General features: G+C 67.8%; 13 protein-coding genes. 6 read left to right on the top strand and 7 right to left on the bottom strand.

All coding sequences use genetic code 11. The features are described 5' to 3' along the window. The first annotated feature begins 36 nt into the window (after window positions 1–36). A complete protein-coding gene (locus ABLE94_RS16055; protein WP_348804445.1) occupies window positions 37–1,503 on the top strand; it encodes a sugar porter family MFS transporter in 1,467 nt (488 codons plus the stop codon). Window positions 1,504–1,821: 318 nt separating this feature from the next. Here the strand turns inward: ABLE94_RS16055 and ABLE94_RS16050 are convergent, their stop codons facing one another. Together ABLE94_RS16050 and ABLE94_RS16045 are read right to left on the bottom strand one after the other, a co-directional pair. After that, window positions 1,822–2,820, bottom strand: a complete 999-nt coding sequence (locus tag ABLE94_RS16050) for a sugar phosphate isomerase/epimerase family protein (protein ID WP_348804446.1) — start codon at window positions 2,818–2,820, stop codon at window positions 1,822–1,824. 44 nt (window positions 2,821–2,864) lie between these two features. Beyond that, window positions 2,865–4,046 (bottom strand): Gfo/Idh/MocA family protein, encoded by a 1,182-nt coding sequence (locus tag ABLE94_RS16045; RefSeq protein ID WP_348804447.1) that lies wholly within the window; start codon window positions 4,044–4,046, stop codon window positions 2,865–2,867. 149 nt (window positions 4,047–4,195) lie between these two features. Here ABLE94_RS16045 and ABLE94_RS16040 point away from each other — a divergent pair, with 149 nt between their 5' ends. Both ABLE94_RS16040 and ABLE94_RS16035 read left to right on the top strand, forming a co-directional pair. Continuing rightward, complete coding sequence (locus ABLE94_RS16040; protein WP_348804448.1) at window positions 4,196–5,212, top strand: LacI family DNA-binding transcriptional regulator; 1,017 nt, start codon at window positions 4,196–4,198, stop codon at window positions 5,210–5,212. A 49-nt stretch (window positions 5,213–5,261) separates the two neighbouring features. Then, window positions 5,262–6,059, top strand: a complete 798-nt coding sequence (locus ABLE94_RS16035) for an SDR family oxidoreductase (protein ID WP_348809250.1) — start codon at window positions 5,262–5,264, stop codon at window positions 6,057–6,059. Window positions 6,060–6,212: 153 nt separating this feature from the next. Here ABLE94_RS16035 and ABLE94_RS16030 read toward each other — a convergent pair whose 3' ends face one another. The 5 genes from ABLE94_RS16030 to ABLE94_RS16010 form a co-directional block, all read right to left on the bottom strand. Beyond that, window positions 6,213–7,220 (bottom strand): Gfo/Idh/MocA family oxidoreductase, encoded by a 1,008-nt coding sequence (locus ABLE94_RS16030; RefSeq protein WP_348804450.1) that lies wholly within the window; start codon window positions 7,218–7,220, stop codon window positions 6,213–6,215. Continuing rightward, window positions 7,217–8,251, bottom strand: a complete 1,035-nt coding sequence (locus ABLE94_RS16025; RefSeq protein WP_348804451.1) for a Gfo/Idh/MocA family protein — start codon at window positions 8,249–8,251, stop codon at window positions 7,217–7,219. Before ABLE94_RS16025 ends, ABLE94_RS16030 begins: the two co-directional genes overlap by 4 nt. Then, on the bottom strand, window positions 8,248–9,519 hold the full coding sequence (locus tag ABLE94_RS16020; RefSeq protein ID WP_348804452.1) for a LacI family DNA-binding transcriptional regulator: 1,272 nt from the start codon (window positions 9,517–9,519) through the stop codon (window positions 8,248–8,250). Before ABLE94_RS16020 ends, ABLE94_RS16025 begins: the two co-directional genes overlap by 4 nt. An 82-nt stretch (window positions 9,520–9,601) precedes the next feature. Beyond that, on the bottom strand, window positions 9,602–11,050 hold the full coding sequence (locus tag ABLE94_RS16015) for an MFS transporter (RefSeq protein ID WP_425476221.1): 1,449 nt from the start codon (window positions 11,048–11,050) through the stop codon (window positions 9,602–9,604). After that, complete coding sequence (locus ABLE94_RS16010; protein ID WP_348804454.1) at window positions 11,029–12,300, bottom strand: Gfo/Idh/MocA family protein; 1,272 nt, start codon at window positions 12,298–12,300, stop codon at window positions 11,029–11,031. Before ABLE94_RS16010 ends, ABLE94_RS16015 begins: the two co-directional genes overlap by 22 nt. A 145-nt stretch (window positions 12,301–12,445) precedes the next feature. Between ABLE94_RS16010 and iolC the strand changes: the two genes are divergently transcribed. The 3 genes from iolC to iolB are packed head-to-tail and all read left to right on the top strand — an operon-like array spanning window position 12,446 to window position 15,250. Continuing rightward, window positions 12,446–13,447, top strand: a complete 1,002-nt coding sequence (gene iolC, locus ABLE94_RS16005; protein ID WP_425476218.1) for a 5-dehydro-2-deoxygluconokinase — start codon at window positions 12,446–12,448, stop codon at window positions 13,445–13,447. Next, window positions 13,440–14,372, top strand: a complete 933-nt coding sequence (locus tag ABLE94_RS16000; protein ID WP_348804456.1) for a Cgl0159 family (beta/alpha)8-fold protein — start codon at window positions 13,440–13,442, stop codon at window positions 14,370–14,372. Before iolC ends, ABLE94_RS16000 begins: the two co-directional genes overlap by 8 nt. 11 nt (window positions 14,373–14,383) lie before the next feature. After that, window positions 14,384–15,250, top strand: coding sequence for a 5-deoxy-glucuronate isomerase (gene iolB, locus ABLE94_RS15995; RefSeq protein WP_348804457.1), 867 nt, complete (start codon window positions 14,384–14,386; stop codon window positions 15,248–15,250). Window positions 15,251–15,277 lie beyond the last annotated feature (27 nt).

Below are 15,277 nucleotides of genomic sequence, written 5' to 3'. Positions count from 1 at the left end.
TGACAGTGGAAGATGTAACCCAAGGCAAGGAGCACCATGTCCACCACCGATGACCATCCGGGTCTGAAACACGATCAGTCGACTCTGCCGCCGCTGGGAACGGGACCGTTCCGGCGGCGTCTTCATGCCGTGGCCCTGATCGCCACGCTGGGCGGTTTGCTCTTCGGCTACGACACCGGTGTCATCAACGGCGCACTGGAGCCGATGAAGACCGACCTCGGCCTCACCGCCTTCACCGAGGGTGTGGTCACCAGCTCCCTGCTGTTCGGCGCCGCGTTCGGTGCGCTGATCGGCGGTCGGCTGTCGGATGCCATCGGCCGCCGCAAGTCGATCATGGGCCTGGCGGTCCTCTTCCTCGCCGGAACCCTCATCTGCGTGTTCGCTCCGGGATTCGGTGTCATGGTGGTCGGACGTGTGGTGCTCGGACTGGCCGTCGGCGCCGCGTCGACCGTCGTCCCGGTCTACCTCGCCGAACTCGCGCCGTATGAGATCCGCGGCTCCCTCGCCGGCCGCAACGAGGTGATGATCGTCGTCGGTCAGCTCGCGGCCTTCATCGTCAACGCCATCATCGGCAACATCTGGGGCGAGGAGGACGGGGTCTGGCGCATCATGCTCGCCGTCGCCGCCCTCCCGGCGATCTGCCTGATGGTCGGCATGGTCCGCGTACCCGAGTCACCGCGCTGGCTGATCGCCCAGAACCGCCGCGAGGAGGCCTACGACGTTCTCGCCACCATTCGTTCGCAGCAGCGCGCCCGGGCCGAGGTCGACATGGTCGAAGAACTCCACGAGATGGAGGAGACCGCGATCCACGGCAGCTGGACGGCGTTGCGCGACAACAAATGGATTCGGCGCATCGTGCTGGTGGGCATCGGAATCGGTGTGGCCCAACAACTCACCGGCATCAACTCGATCATGTACTACGGCCAGTCCGTCCTGAAGGACGCCGGATTCGCCAGCAACGCCGCACTCATCGCCAACATCGCCCCCGGCGTCATCGCGGTCGTCGGCTCGATCACCGCACTCTGGCTGGCGCAGAAGATCAATCGGCGCACCACCCTCATCATCGGCTACAGCCTCACCACCACCTGCCACTTCCTCATCGGCATCGCATCGCTGGCGTTGCCCGAGGGCAATCCCGCCCGTCCGTGGGTGATCTTGACTCTCGTGGTGATCTTCGTCGGATCGATGCAGACCTTCCTCAACGTGGCCACCTGGGTCCTGCTGTCGGAGATCTTCCCGCTGCACATCCGTGGTCTGGCCATCGGCATCTCGGTGTTCTGCCTGTGGATCACCAATGCCCTTCTGGGACTGTTCTTCCCGACCCTGGTCGAGGCGACCGGCATCACCGGCACGTTCTTCATGTTCGGTGGCATCGGCATCATCGCGCTGCTGTTCGTCATCACCCAGGCCCCCGAGACCCGCGGCAAGACCCTCGAGGAGGTCGAGGACGAGGTGTCCACCGGCCGTATTTACCCGAGCCGACGGATCAGGGAACTCATCTGAGCAGCCAAGACATCACCCGAACACGCGCGATTCCCGCACCGGATACCGGTGCGGGAATCGCGCTTTTCGGATTGCGTGACGAGTACGCCTTCACTCTCCAACCGGATTCCCACAACCGAACCCGGAGTTGAACGCCGCCGGCCATCACAGCAGATATAGATGCGGCCACACAGGTCACTCGCGCCGTATATCGACACCAGCCGCTCGTCACACCGCGTTCGTATCCGCCGCGGGTCGAGTGTTGGGTGGGCACCGACAGAGAACTGCAGCGCGACCCGAGAATTCGGGCCGCGCTGCAGTTGTCCGTGTGTCAGATTGTCAGCTCACCAACGCCGAGTCGGCGGCACGCAGGGTCTGGGCGGCCTCACGCAGTCCGTCGATCTGGCCGAGGGAGACGTCCTCGTGCTCGATGTTGACGGCCATGTTCGGGTCGACGGCCGCCAGTGCCGCGAGGAATCGCGTCCAGAATCCGATGTCGTGACCGCGGCCGACGGCGACGAAGTCCCAGGCGGAGTCCTCCGGCCACTTGTTGACCACATGCTTGCCGCCGAGTCCGGTCGGGTTCTCCGACAGCGGGATTCGGGTGAACCGCTCGTCGAGGACGCCGTAGATCGAGCAGTTGTCGTTGATCCGGGTGTCCTTGGCTGCGGCATGGACGACCAGCGGGCCGAGCCATTCGATGGCGGCCACCGGATCGATGCCCTGCCAGAACAGATGCGACGGATCCATCTCGGCACCGATGTTGGTGGCGCCGAGCCGGTCGACGAGCCGCTTCATCGTCGGCGGATTGAACACCAGATTCTGCGGATGCATCTCGATGGCGACGGTGACGCCGTTCTCGCGGGCGAGCGCATCGATCTCGGCCCAGAACGGCAGGGCCACCTCATCCCACTGGTAGTCGAGCGAATCGAGGTAGCCCGAATCCCAGGTATTGACGTGCCAGGCCGGCCACTGGCCACCCGGATGCGCATGAGGCAGTCCGGACATGGTGACCACGCGGTCGACGCCGAGCAGCCCGGCCACCCGGATCGCGTTACGCAGGTCGTCGGCGTCCTCGGGGCCCACCTCCGGGTCCGGATGCAGCGGATTGCCGTTGCAGTTCAGGCCGGCCAGGGACACGCCGGTGCCGTCGAAGGTCGAGAGGTAGTCACGGACACTCACCTCCCCGGACAGCAGTTCGGCCACCGGGAGGTGCGGGGTACCCAGGAAACCGCCGGCGTTGATCTCCGCGCCGGTCAGGCCGAGTGAGCCGATGACCTCCAGCGTCTCGGGCAGGGAACGGTCGTGCAGGATGGCGGTGTACACACCGAGTTTCATGATGATGCCTCTTTCGGATGGATTGTGGTGCAGGTGAATACGGGTCAGACGATCTTGACGGTGGCGCCGGCCGCGGCGGCGGAGCCGGCGATGGCGGCGGCGACCCGCATGCTGTGGACCCCGGTGTCGAAGCCGGGCAGCGGGCCGAGGGCATCGATCCCGGCGATCTGGTCGAGGAAGGCGCGCGCCTGGTAGGCGAAGAACTCCGCCTTGCCGTGGCCGACGCCGCCGGCGTCCATCGGCAGCCCACCTCGGATGTAGGGATGGTCGGGTCCGATGATGACGCGCCGGGAGCCGCCGAGCGCCGGGTTGTCGCCGGCCAGGGAGATCTGGAACTCGGCCGGCCGGGAGAGGTCCCAGGACACCGATCCCTCGGTGCCGAAGGCCTCGAAGCCCAGGCCGTCGGGCAGGTTGTGCGCGACCCGCGAAGCCGAGAAGGTGCCGACGGCGCCATTGGCGAAAGTGGCCGTGAAGGTGGCGATGTCGTCGTTCTCGACCGGTGCGTTCTCGTCGCTTACGGCGCCCTTGGTGTGACCGTAGGTGGTGCCCAGCGGGATCGGTCGCTCGGTGATCACGGTGTGGAAAACCGCTCCGGACACCTCCACGATCGGCCCGAAGATGAATTCCGAGAGATCGAGCAGGTGGCTACCCACGTCGGCGAGCGCACCGGTCCCCGGTCCGCCACGGTGGCGCCAGGTGATCGGCGAGGTCGGGTCGAGTCCGTAGTCGCACCAGTAGTGGCCGTTGAAATGGATCGGCGCGCCGATGGTCTGTGCGGCCACTTCGCGGCGGATCTGTTCCACCGCCGGTGAGCGACGGTACGTGTAGCCCACGGCGGCAACCGAATCCGGCGCATCCTCGGCTGCGGTCACCATGGCCTCGGCGTCGGCGAGTGACGCGGCGAGCGGCTTCTCGCACAGGACATGCTTACCCGCGGCAAGTAGGCCCTCCACCATCTCCCGGTGCAGGTGATTGGCGACGACGACGCTCACCGCGTGGACGTCCGGCGCATCCGCGAGCGCCCGCCAGTCGTATTCGGCGCGTTCATAGCCGTAGCGTCGGGCGGTTTCGTCGGCGACGGCGGGGTTGGCGTCGGCGATGGCCACCAGACGCACGTCGGGGCGGTCGACGTCGAACAGCGTCGACGCCATCCGGTAGCCGGCCGCGTGCGCGCGGCCGGCCATGCCGCCGCCGATGACGGCGACGCCAACGGGATCCTGGCTCATGGTTTCTCCTTGAAGTGCAAGAGGCGATGTGAATGCGCACGTCGAGCGCGCTAGACCGGTTTAGTAGACCGGTATAGTACGATACTATGACGGCGGTCACCCGCCGCTGTCAACACCCACGCCGCACCGAAGAAGGAGAACGACCGCCGATGGCCACTCGCGGGCGCGTCACGATGGCCGATGTCGCCGATCACGTCGGCGTCTCCAAGGCGACCGTCTCATTGGTGTTCCGGCAGGCGCCCGGGGTCGGCGACGACACCCGGGCCGCGGTCATGGCCGCCGCCGACGAACTCGGGTACCGGGTCAATCGCACCGCGGCACTGATGACCGCGCGGCGCACGCACCTGATCGGCGCGGTCGCCCAGATCCGCAACAGCTTTCACGCCGAACTCGTCGAGCAGTTGGTCCGCGCGGCCGATGCCGCCGGATACGAGATCGTGCTCGGTGCGGTCACCCCGACGCACGGCGAGAATCGCGTCGTCGACACACTTCTCGATTTCCGTTGCGAGGCAATGCTGCTCATCGGCACCGAACTGCCCGACGCCCAGATCGGCGAGTTGGCCACACGCGTACCGACCGTCGCGGTGGGCCGTCGCGTCGGCGGTCCGGACGTCGATGCCGTGCGCACCGATGATGCGCAGGGCATCGCGCAGGTGGTCGACCATCTCTACCGACTGGGGCATCGCCGGATCGTCCACGTGTCGGGCGGGTCGGGCGCGATCGCCGCCGACCGTCGCGCCGGCTTTCTGCGCGCGCTACGGTCCTACGATCTCGCACACTCCGGGTCGGTCATCGAATCCGACGGCTTCACCGAGGCCGCGGGCATGACGGCCGGACACTCGCTGCTCGCCGGAGACCTGCCGACGGCCGTCGTGTGTGCCAACGACCTACTGGCGGTCGGGGCCCTCGACGTGCTCCGCTCCGCGGGAGTCGCGGTGCCGGAGCAGGTCTCGATCACCGGCTACGACGACAGTCCGCTGGCACGACTCGGCAACGTCGCGCTCACCACCGTCTCGCAACGCCCTGCCGAACAGGCCGACCGTGCGATCGCCGCCGTCATCGAACGTCTCGACCGAGATCGCACCGAGCGGTCGACCGCCACGCTCACACCCGAACTGGTCGTGCGAGCCACGACGGGTCCTGCCCAGGACTCGACTTTGTCCTGACATCATGATTATCTTTCTGTGACCCGGTTCACCAGAGAGGACCCCTGCCATGACCGCCGATCTGTCGCTTGCCCGTGCCCAACTCCTCACCGACAAGGTGGTGCTCGTCAGCGGCGGAACGCAGGGCCTCGGCGCGCAGATCGTGCGCACCGCCGCCGCAGCCGGCGCGCGTGTCGCCTTCAGCGGCCGCAACGCCGAGAAGGGCAAGCGCCTCGCCGACGAATTCACCGAGTGCCCCGTCCGATTCATCGAGTCCGATCTGAGTGACCCGCAGGGGGCCACCGATTCCGTCACCGCCACCGTCGCCGAGTTCGGCCGGATCGACTGCCTGGTCAATGCCGCGGGAACCACCAGTCGTGGAACACTTCTCGACACCACGCCGGAGCTCTTCGAACAACACGTCGCGGTCAATCTCCGTGCCCGGTTCTTCACGATGGCGGCCGCGGTCCGCGACATGACCGACCGCGGCGCCCCGGGCACGATCGTCAACATCATCACGATGTCCGCGCACGGTGGTCAGCCGTACCTCGCACCCTATGTGGCGTCGAAGGCCGGCCTCATCGGCCTGACCCGCAACGCCGCGCACGCCCACCGCTGGGATCGGATTCGCATCAACGGGCTCAACATCGGCTGGACAGAGACCGAGGGAGAGGCGCAGGTGCAGAAGCGCTTTCACGGTGCGGATGACTCGTGGATCGAGGAGGCCAATGGATCGGTGCCGATGGGCAAGCTAGGCCAGCCCGACGAGATCGCCGATTTCGTGGTGTTCCTGCTGTCCGATCGCAGCGGCGTGGTCACCGGTTCGGTGATCGACTGGGATCAGACCATCCCGGGCGCGTACGACTAACCGAGCGCCGTTGACAGCGCTCCGAATTACGTTGACAGCGCTCCGTATTCCGTTGACAGCGCTCCGTATTCCGTTGACAGCGCCCAGCGAGCACAGTCGGCTACAAGCAAAGCGCTGTCAACGTCAGAGAGAGCGCTGTCAACGCAATCAGGGTTACGCGGGGACCTCGGCGACGTCGTGGCCGACCCGGACGGCCTTGCCACCATTGTTCATCGATTCGATGAGTGCGTCGGCCACGACCGCGGCGCGGAGCCCGTCGGCGGCGGTGGCCAGCGTCGGCGGTCGGCCGTCCGCGATGGCACTGATCCACTCGGACAACTCATGTCGGTAGGCGTCGGCGTAGCGGGGGCGCCAGTCGGCCGGGTAGCCGACTGATCGCGTCCGGGCCCGATCGATCACCACCGCGGCGGGCAAGGTCAGTGCCGCGGCGCCGTCCTCGCCGACCACCTCGCAGCGCGTGTCATAGCCGTAGCCCGCGTTGACGAAGACCTCCACGGTGATCAGCACGTCGGATGCGGTGCGCAACAGCATGATCTGCGGGTCGACTCGGCGTCCGGCGTTGCGGCTCGACCGTCCCGCATGCCAACTCACCTCGACGATCGGGGAGCCGAGCAGCCACGGCATCACATCGAGTTCGTGGATGGCCGCGTTCGTGATGGTCGACGCCGAGTCACCGCGCGGATCGGCCGACACGGTGCGGCTGACGCAGTGCGCGACGAGGATCTCGCCGAGATCCCCGGACCTCACGACCCGACGAAGATCGACGTAGGACGGATCGTGGCGCCGCATGAATCCGACGCTGATCAGCCGCTGCCCGCCTCGAATCTCGGCCTCGCACACCTCGCGGGATTCCACCGAGGTGGGCGCCAGCGGCTTCTCGCACAGCACCGGTTTCCCGGCGTCGAGAGCCGCCAGGGTCAGTTCCGCGTGGGTGGAGTCATGTGAGGCGATGACGATGGCATCCACGGCGTCGTCGACGATGAGCGCGGTGGCGTCGCCGAACACCCGCGCTCCCCCGACCGCGGCGGCCACCCGGCGCGCGGCGTCGGAGTTCACGTCGGCGACCGCGGTCACCGCGGCACCGCTGACGTTACGGTGCAGGTTCTCGGCGTGGTCGGCACCCATGATGCCGGTTCCGATGATCCCGACCCGGACCGTCATGCGACGGCCTCCCCGGGGAACACGATGCCGATCTGCGCGCGGATGGCATCCATCGTCTCGAGTGCAGCCACCGCGTCGGCCAGTGGATGGACCTCGGATTCGTTGGCACCGAGACCGATTCGGCGCGCGGCGTCGACCGCCGAGTAGTGCAGCCCGTCCTCATGTGAGCCGTGCTCCTCGTCGTAGGAGAGCACCGCGCCGTCGCGGAGGCGGATCTCGAACGGTCCCGGTTGATAGAAGGGTCCGGGGATGATCACCTCGGCGTCGACGCCGCAGATCGCCGCCGTCGTCGGGGTATCGGACATGATGGTCGTGTTGAGCAGTGCGTGCCCGCCTGTGGTCGACCGCAGTAGCGCCGAGACCTGACCGTTGAGAACGTCATTCGCGGGTGTACCGAGCGCTGTGATCTCCGATGGCCGACCCAGCACCCACTGTCCGAAGGCGACCGGGTACGACCCGAGGTCGAGCATCGGCCCGCCGGCCAGGCTCGGATCGTAGATGCGGTGGTCGGCGGTGAAGAACTCGCCGTGGTCGGCCATCACGGTCCGGATCTCCCCGAGGATTCCGGCGTCGAGGACCTGTTGCAGGACATCGAATTTCGGCAGGAATCGAGTCCACATCGCCTCACCGGCGAAGAGCCCGGTCTCCGCGGATCGCGCGGCGACGGTGCGGGCCTGATCGGCGTTGATACCCAGCGGCTTCTCCACCAGCACATGCTTACCGGCGTCGAGCGCCGCCAGGGCACCCGCCAGATGTTCGGTGTGCGGCGTACACACGTAGACGATGTCCACGCTCGGGTCGGCGAGCAGGTCCGCGTAGGCGCCGTGCGACGCGGGAATGTCGAACTGCCGCGCGAACTCCTCGGCGCGCGCCGCCGAGCGGGAACCGACAGCCGTCACCCGCTGATCGGTGTGCTTGTGCAGTGCCGCGACGAATCGGGATGCGATCCAGCCGGGGCCCAGGATCCCCCAGCGCATCACCGGCGCCGAACGCGCATCGGGTGTGCGTGCGGCGGGCAGAGAGTATGTCACGGAATACCTTTCAACTGAGGGAGAGCGACAGGGCGATCGGTGGATGACACGATGCGACGTACCTGCTTGCCGGCCGCCGCGGAGCGGAGCGCCCACTCGTCGGCAAGGTCGTCATCGAGGGCGATGAGCACCGCGTCGATGTCGGGGTCGTCGAGCAGATCCCCGTACAGCCCGTAGCTGGCGAGGATGCCGAGCCGGTCGGCGATCTGCCAGGCGTTCATGGTCGACGCACTCGCGACGACCTCGATGGAGCCGCTGACCAGAGCGGGGTCGGCGAGGGAGTTCATGACGGTGTCGTCGAGGTGCTCGACCATCAGGCCCCACCGGAGGCGCGGTTCATCGCGTTCGCGCGGCGGCCGCCGACGACGCTTGGGCGCCGCGGTGGTCGCCCGAACGATCAACTCGGGTTCGAGTGCCACGTCACCCAGAAAGCCGCATCCGCCGGGTTCGACGGAATCATCGGTCAGCACTCGACCGACCGCATCGATCGCCGCGGCCGCCAGACCTCCGATGTCCTGCCGGATCGTGGTGAGGTCGACGCCATCGACGCCGGCCAGATGACCGTCGTCGTAACCGACCACCGACATCTCGGCGGGCACCGAGACCCCGTGGGCTCGCATGACATCGATGAAGCCGAAGGCCATGCGGTCGTTGGCGAGGAACACCGCGGTCGGCCGCGGCAATCGATCGAGGAGTTCGCGGGCGACCCGGGCGCCGGCCTCCTCGGTGTAATCACCCCGCAGGATCTGACAGTTCTGCTGCAATCCGGCGGCGGTCATCGCCCCGATGTACCCGCGCTGCCGCTCGGCCGCGCACGGATGGTCACCGCCGCCGATATGCGTGATGGCGCTGTGCCCCAGATCGATCAGATGCTGAACGGCCAGGTGCGCACCCTGCCATTCGTCGGTCCCGATGGTCAGTGCGGGCAGATCGGCGATCCGTTCGCCGATGATGACGGTGGGCAGCGGCAGGTCGAGGGCGTCGTCGTGGGTGGCGCCGACGACGATGAGCGCGTCGCAGTCGACGTCGACGAGATCGGCGATCGCGCGGGCCCGGTTGCGTGCGCGGCCGTGGATGCTCGAGGCGATACGGTAGCGCGGGTGCGACTGTCCCGCTGCGGATTCGGCGACGGCACGCGCGTCGGCGGCGGCGTAGACGGCGTCGACGAGGTCGGCCTCGAAGGGATTCGACGCGTCGAAGACCAGCCCGATGAGCGGCGATCGCACCGGCTCCCGGGACACACACTCCGGGGACACGCTCTGCGTCATGTCGCGATCCTTTCCGTCGGGATTAGCCACTGATGTAATACCGATCACAACCGAATGTCAATACTTTGTCCGGACATTCGGATCAATTCCCGCCCAGGGCGTGGGCTCCCACCCGAGACGGCAGCCGGGCCGCACCGACACCGCAGATGATCATCACCACCGCCAGCGCCAGGAACACCACCGAGTAGCCGCCGGCCGGGAGAGCACCCACGCCACCGCCCACCAGCGCGATGGTCACCGACGCCAGTGCGACACCGAAGGCATTCCCCAACTCCTGCACGGCGGCGTGCAGGGCATTGGCGTCGCCGAGTTGCGTGGCGTCGACGTCGGCGAAGGCCACGGTGTTGTAGGCGGAGAATCCGATCGAGCGCAGCATGCCGGAGACGAACAACCCGATGGCGATGAGCACCGGCGGGGTCTGCTCACCGATCAACGCCAGACCCGCGAACGTGATCGCCGAGGCCACCGCGACGGCCAGCAGCACCTGCCGAATCCCCCACCGGCGCATCAGCGGGGTCGTGGCCGGTTTGATGACGACGTTGCCGGCGAAGAGCGCCGTGACCATCGCGCCCGCGGTCACCGGCGACCAACCCAGCCGCAACTGCAGCATGAGCGGCACCACGAACGGCACGGCACTGATCGCCATCCGGTAACCGGTGCCGTAGCCGATCACCGAACCGAACGACTTCACGCGCAGGACAGCGAGATTGAGCAGTGGATGGGCAGCGCGTCGCAGGTGCCGGATGGTCAGCGCACCGACCACTGCCGCGACGATCACGCCGATCGCGACTACCAACCACCGGATCGGGGCGGCCGTCAGCATTTCGGCGACCGCCATCGCGGCGCCGATCGCGATGATCGCGCCGGCGGCGCCGATCGCGTCGAGCGGCGTGTCTGCGCGCGGCCCGTCGGGCGACAGAATCCTGAGGGCCGCAACGACTCCCAGGACTCCGATGGGAATGTTGATCGCGAAGATCACCCGCCAGTCGGCGTGCTCGACGATCAGCCCGCCGAGCAGTGGCGCGAGCACCGGGGCGACCAGTGCGGGCCAGGTGAGGTAGGCGATCGCGCGGGCCACGTCACCGACGTGTACCGCCCGCAACACCGCGAGCCGACCGACGGGGACCATCATGGCGCCGCCGGCGGCCTGGGCCACCCGCATCCCGATGAGCACCGGAAGTGACGGCGCCAGCGCGCATCCCAGCGATGCCACGGTGAACACGACGAGGGCGGTCAGGAACACCCGCCGCATCCCGAAGCGGTCGGCCAGCCAGCTGCTCAGCGGGATGAGCACGGCGAGTGTGATCAGGTAGGCGGTGACCACGCCGGTGGCGTCGATGGCGTCGACCCCGAGATCGGCGGCCATCGACGGCAACGCGGTGACCACGATGGTGGCGTCGAGGATCTCCATGAACATCGCGCCCGCCCCCAGAAGGGCAAGCGCGCGAGGGAAATCCGCGTGCGGTGTGGCCGCCGCCTCCGATGCCACGTCGTCGGATCCCACACCGGTCACCCGTCGTGCGACACCGATACCGACGACACCGATACCGACGACACCGATGCCGGTGACACCCACGCGCCGTGTTCCACCGACGCCGTCATCGCGTCGAGAACCTCGGCGGCCCGCACCGCGTCGTCGATCGTGGCACCGGCACCGACGGCCGCGACGGCGTCGGGACCGATGATCGACGCGCAGAATCGCGCGGCCTCGATCACCTTGAGGTCGTCGTAGCCCATCGCGGTGGCCGAACCGGGCTGGAATGCGGCGTACTGGCCGTGGCCGGGCCCGACGTATACCGTCGAGGTCGGCAGATCCTGGATGACCCCGGAGGTTCCGCTGCGGCCGATCTCGAGTTCGCCCATGCGCCGGAAGTCCCACCGCAGGACGCCGGTGGTGCCGTGGATCTCGAAACCGTAGGAGTTCTGCTCCCCGACCGAGACACGGCTCGCCTCGAGGACGCATCGGGCGCCGGAGGCCATGCGCAGTTGCGCGGACAGGTAGTCCTCGTTCTCCACCGGCCCACGTTCCCCACCGGTGGCCAACTGGTGTCCCGAGGTGGCACCGGTGGGTTTGGGGCGGGAATCGATGAAGATGGCGGTGTCGGCCACCAGGGAGTCGATGTCGCCGAGGAGATACCAGATGAGATCGGCGCCGTGCGACGCAAGATCTCCGAGCACACCGTTGCCGCCGCGCTCACGTGCGAACCGCCAGCTCAACGCGCCGTCCGGGTGGGCGGCGTAGTCGCTGAACAGGCGGAAGCGGGCGTGGGTGATCTCGCCGATCTCACCGGCGCCGATGATCTCGCGGGCCGCGGCGACCGCCGGAGCGTTGCGGTAGTTGAATCCGACGGCGGTGGCCACACCGGCGGCGTGGGCCGCGTCGGCGACGGCACGTGCATCTGCCGACGAGAGTCCCACCGGCTTCTCGATCCACAGATGCTTGCCGGCAGTGACGACGGCGCAACCGATCTCGCGGTGCAGGAAGTTGGGCGCGGTCACGCTGACCGCGGCGATCGAGTTGTCGGCGACCAGATCTCGCCAGTCGGTGACGAAGCCGGCGTCGAACTGTGCGGCGGCGGTGGCCGCGCGGTCGGCGACCTCGTCGGCGATGGTCATCAGCCGGGGCGCCGGGGTCAGGTGCGGATAGTGATGCCGCAGGCGCGCATACGCTTGGGCATGCGCCCGGCCCATCCACCCGAATCCGATGATGCCGACCGGTAGTGCAGTGGCCGCCGAACCGTCGGCCGTCGGCTGGGCATCGGGAATCGTGGTTGCTGTCATGGGAACGCATCCTTTCGTCACATGAGGGTGTTGTGATCCGTACCACCGATCATGCCAGGTTCGAATGTCCTGACAAAGTCTTGACTTTTGGTTGTGGTCTGTCGCACAGTGGAGGGGCACCGCCCGAGTGGCCCGCCCACCGCACATGACTTTCGACCAGGAGCGATTCGTGACCACAGACCGCCCATCAGCCCGCTTCGACGTGCTGGCGATCGGACGCAGCGGCGTCGACATCTATCCGCAGCAGATCGGCGTCGGCCTCGAGGACGTCACCAGCTTCGGCAAGTTCCTCGGCGGCAGCGCCGCCAACGTGACCGTCGCCGCGGCCCGTCTCGGTGATCACTCGGCCCTGATCTCCGGCGTCGGCGACGACCCGTTCGGCCGCTTCGTGCGCGCCGAACTGAGCCGCCTCGGCGTCGACAACCGTTACGTCGGCGTCGACGACACCTATGCCACGCCGGTGACGTTCTGCGAGATCTACCCGCCGGATGACTTCCCGCTGTACTTCTACCGCAAGCCCACCGCCCCCGACCTGCAGGTCGAGGTCGCCGACATCGACACCGACGCCGTGGCCGATGCCCGTCTCTACTGGTCGACGGTGACGGGCCTGTCCGAAGAGCCTTCGCGCAGTGCACATTTCGCCGCGTGGGAAAGTCGCGCCCGCCGGCCGCTCACCGTACTCGATCTGGACTACCGGCCGATGTTCTGGGACACCCCCGCCGCCGCCACCGAGCAGGTGCAGCGCGCGCTGGGACACGTGACCGTCGCCGTCGGCAACCGCGAGGAGTGCGAGATCGCCGTCGGTGAAACCGATCCCCACAAGGCCGCCGACGCGCTGCTCGACCTCGGAGTCGAACTCGCCATCGTCAAGCAGGGCCCGCGCGGCGTGCTCGGCAAGACCCGCCATGAAACGGTCGAGGTCGCACCGATCCCCGTCGATGTGATCAACGGACTCGGTGCCGGCGACAGCTTCGGCGGATCGCTGTGCCACGGCCTGCTCGCCGACTGGCCGCTGGAGAAGATCCTCCTGCACGCCAACGCCGCCGGCGCCATCGTCGCCGGACGCCTCGAATGTTCCACCGCCATGCCGACGGCCGACGAGGTCGCCGCACTCGCAGCCACAGCCCAGGAGCACATCCATGCCTGAACTCGCCACCGCGATCACCCCCGCCCCCACCGACTACCTCGCCGACGCGCCCCTGTGCGCCGACTACGCCGACGTCACCGCGATCCGGGCGCAGCGCCCGCACGTCATCGCCGAGGCGTGGGCCCGGCGCCGGCGCCGCGACACCGTCATCGGCGACGACCGCCTGATGATCGTCGCCGCCGACCATCCCGCCCGCGGTGCCCTGTCGGTCGGCAAGAATCAGACCGCGATGAACAGCCGCACCGATCTGCTCGACCGGTTGCGGACGGCGCTGGCCAATCCCGGTGTCGACGGGGTGCTGGCCACGTCCGACATCCTCGAGGACCTGCTGCTGCTCGGCGCGCTGGAGGGCAAGGTGGTGTTCTCATCGATGAACCGCGGCGGCCTCGCCGGCGCCTCGTTCGAACTCGACGACCGGATGACCGCCGCCACCGCGGGCTGGACCGTCGAGGCCGGACTCAACGGCGCCAAGATGCTCTGCCGCGTCGACCTCGACGACCCCGGCACCCTGAACATGATGACCTCGTGTGCCGCGGCCGTCGATGAGCTCGCCGCCGGCAACGTCATCGCGATGCTGGAACCGTTCCTGTCCAACCGGATCGAGGGCAAGGTCCGCAACGACCTCACCGCCGACGCGGTGATCAAGTCGATGCACATCATCCAGGGCCTCGGCTCCACCTCGGCCTACACCTGGCTCAAGCTGCCGGTGGTCGACGAGATGGAGCGCGTCATGGACGCCACCACCATGCCGACCCTGCTGCTCGGCGGCGACCCGCAGACCGCGCCGGAGGAGACATACGCCAGTTGGGAACGCGCACTGGCCATCCCGTCGGTCCGGGGGCTCATCGTCGGCCGCACCCTGCTCTACCCCGCCGACGACGACGTGGCCATCGCCGTCGACACCGCCGTCAATCTGGTGAAGTGAGGGTCTCAGGCGTGAACAGCAAGTACTACATCCCCGCGGGAAGTGCGACGGCCCCATTGGCCGTCGATGTCACCCCGGAGTCGGCCGGCTGGACCGAGTCCTCGCTCTGGGTGGTCGAATTGGATGCCGGCGAATCGGTGACGCGGCGGTCGGGACCGGACGAGATCATCGTCATCCCGCTGTCCGGATCGGCGGTCGTCGCGTGTGACGGCCGGCAGTTCGAACTCGAGGGCCGGGCAAGCGTTTTCGACGGTCCCAGCGACTTCGCCTACGTCGGCCGCGACTCCGAGTTCTCCGTCACCAGCGCCGACGGTGGCCGCTTCGCCCTGTGCGGAGCGCGGGCATCGACGACGCTCCCTTTCCGGTACGGCCCGAAAGCCGCTGTGCCCGTAGAACTCCGTGGCGCGGGGAACTGCAGCCGGCAGGTCCACAACTTCGGTACCGCCGATGCCTTCGAGGCCGATTCGCTGATCGCCTGCGAGGTCATCACCCCCGGCGGCAACTGGTCGAGCTATCCCGCACACAAGCACGACGAGAACTCCGAGGTCGAGTCGCAGCTCGAGGAGATCTACTACTTCGAGATCCAGGAGAACAGCGGCACAGCGGGTTTCGGCTATCACCGCGTGTACGGCACCCCCGAACGCCCGATCGAGGTCCTCGAGGAGGTGCGCAGCGGTGACGTCGTCCTCGTGCCCCACGGCTATCACGGCCCGTCGATCGCCGCGCCCGGCTATCACATGTACTACCTCAATGTGATGGCCGGACCGGGCGAGGAGCGCGCCTGGAAGATCTGTGACGATCCCGCACACACTTGGCTGCGGGACAGCTGGGAGCACCAGGAGATCGACCCGCGTCTACCCTTTCCGCTGGTCGAGTAGCACCCACCCCACCGCCAATCGAGTAGC

Source organism: Gordonia sp. VNK1 (assembly GCF_040049135.1).
Classification (GTDB): Bacteria; Actinomycetota; Actinomycetes; order Mycobacteriales; family Mycobacteriaceae; genus Gordonia; species Gordonia oleivorans.
Note: the sequence above shows the minus strand (reverse complement) of the source record. Positions and strands in the feature narration are given on the sequence as shown.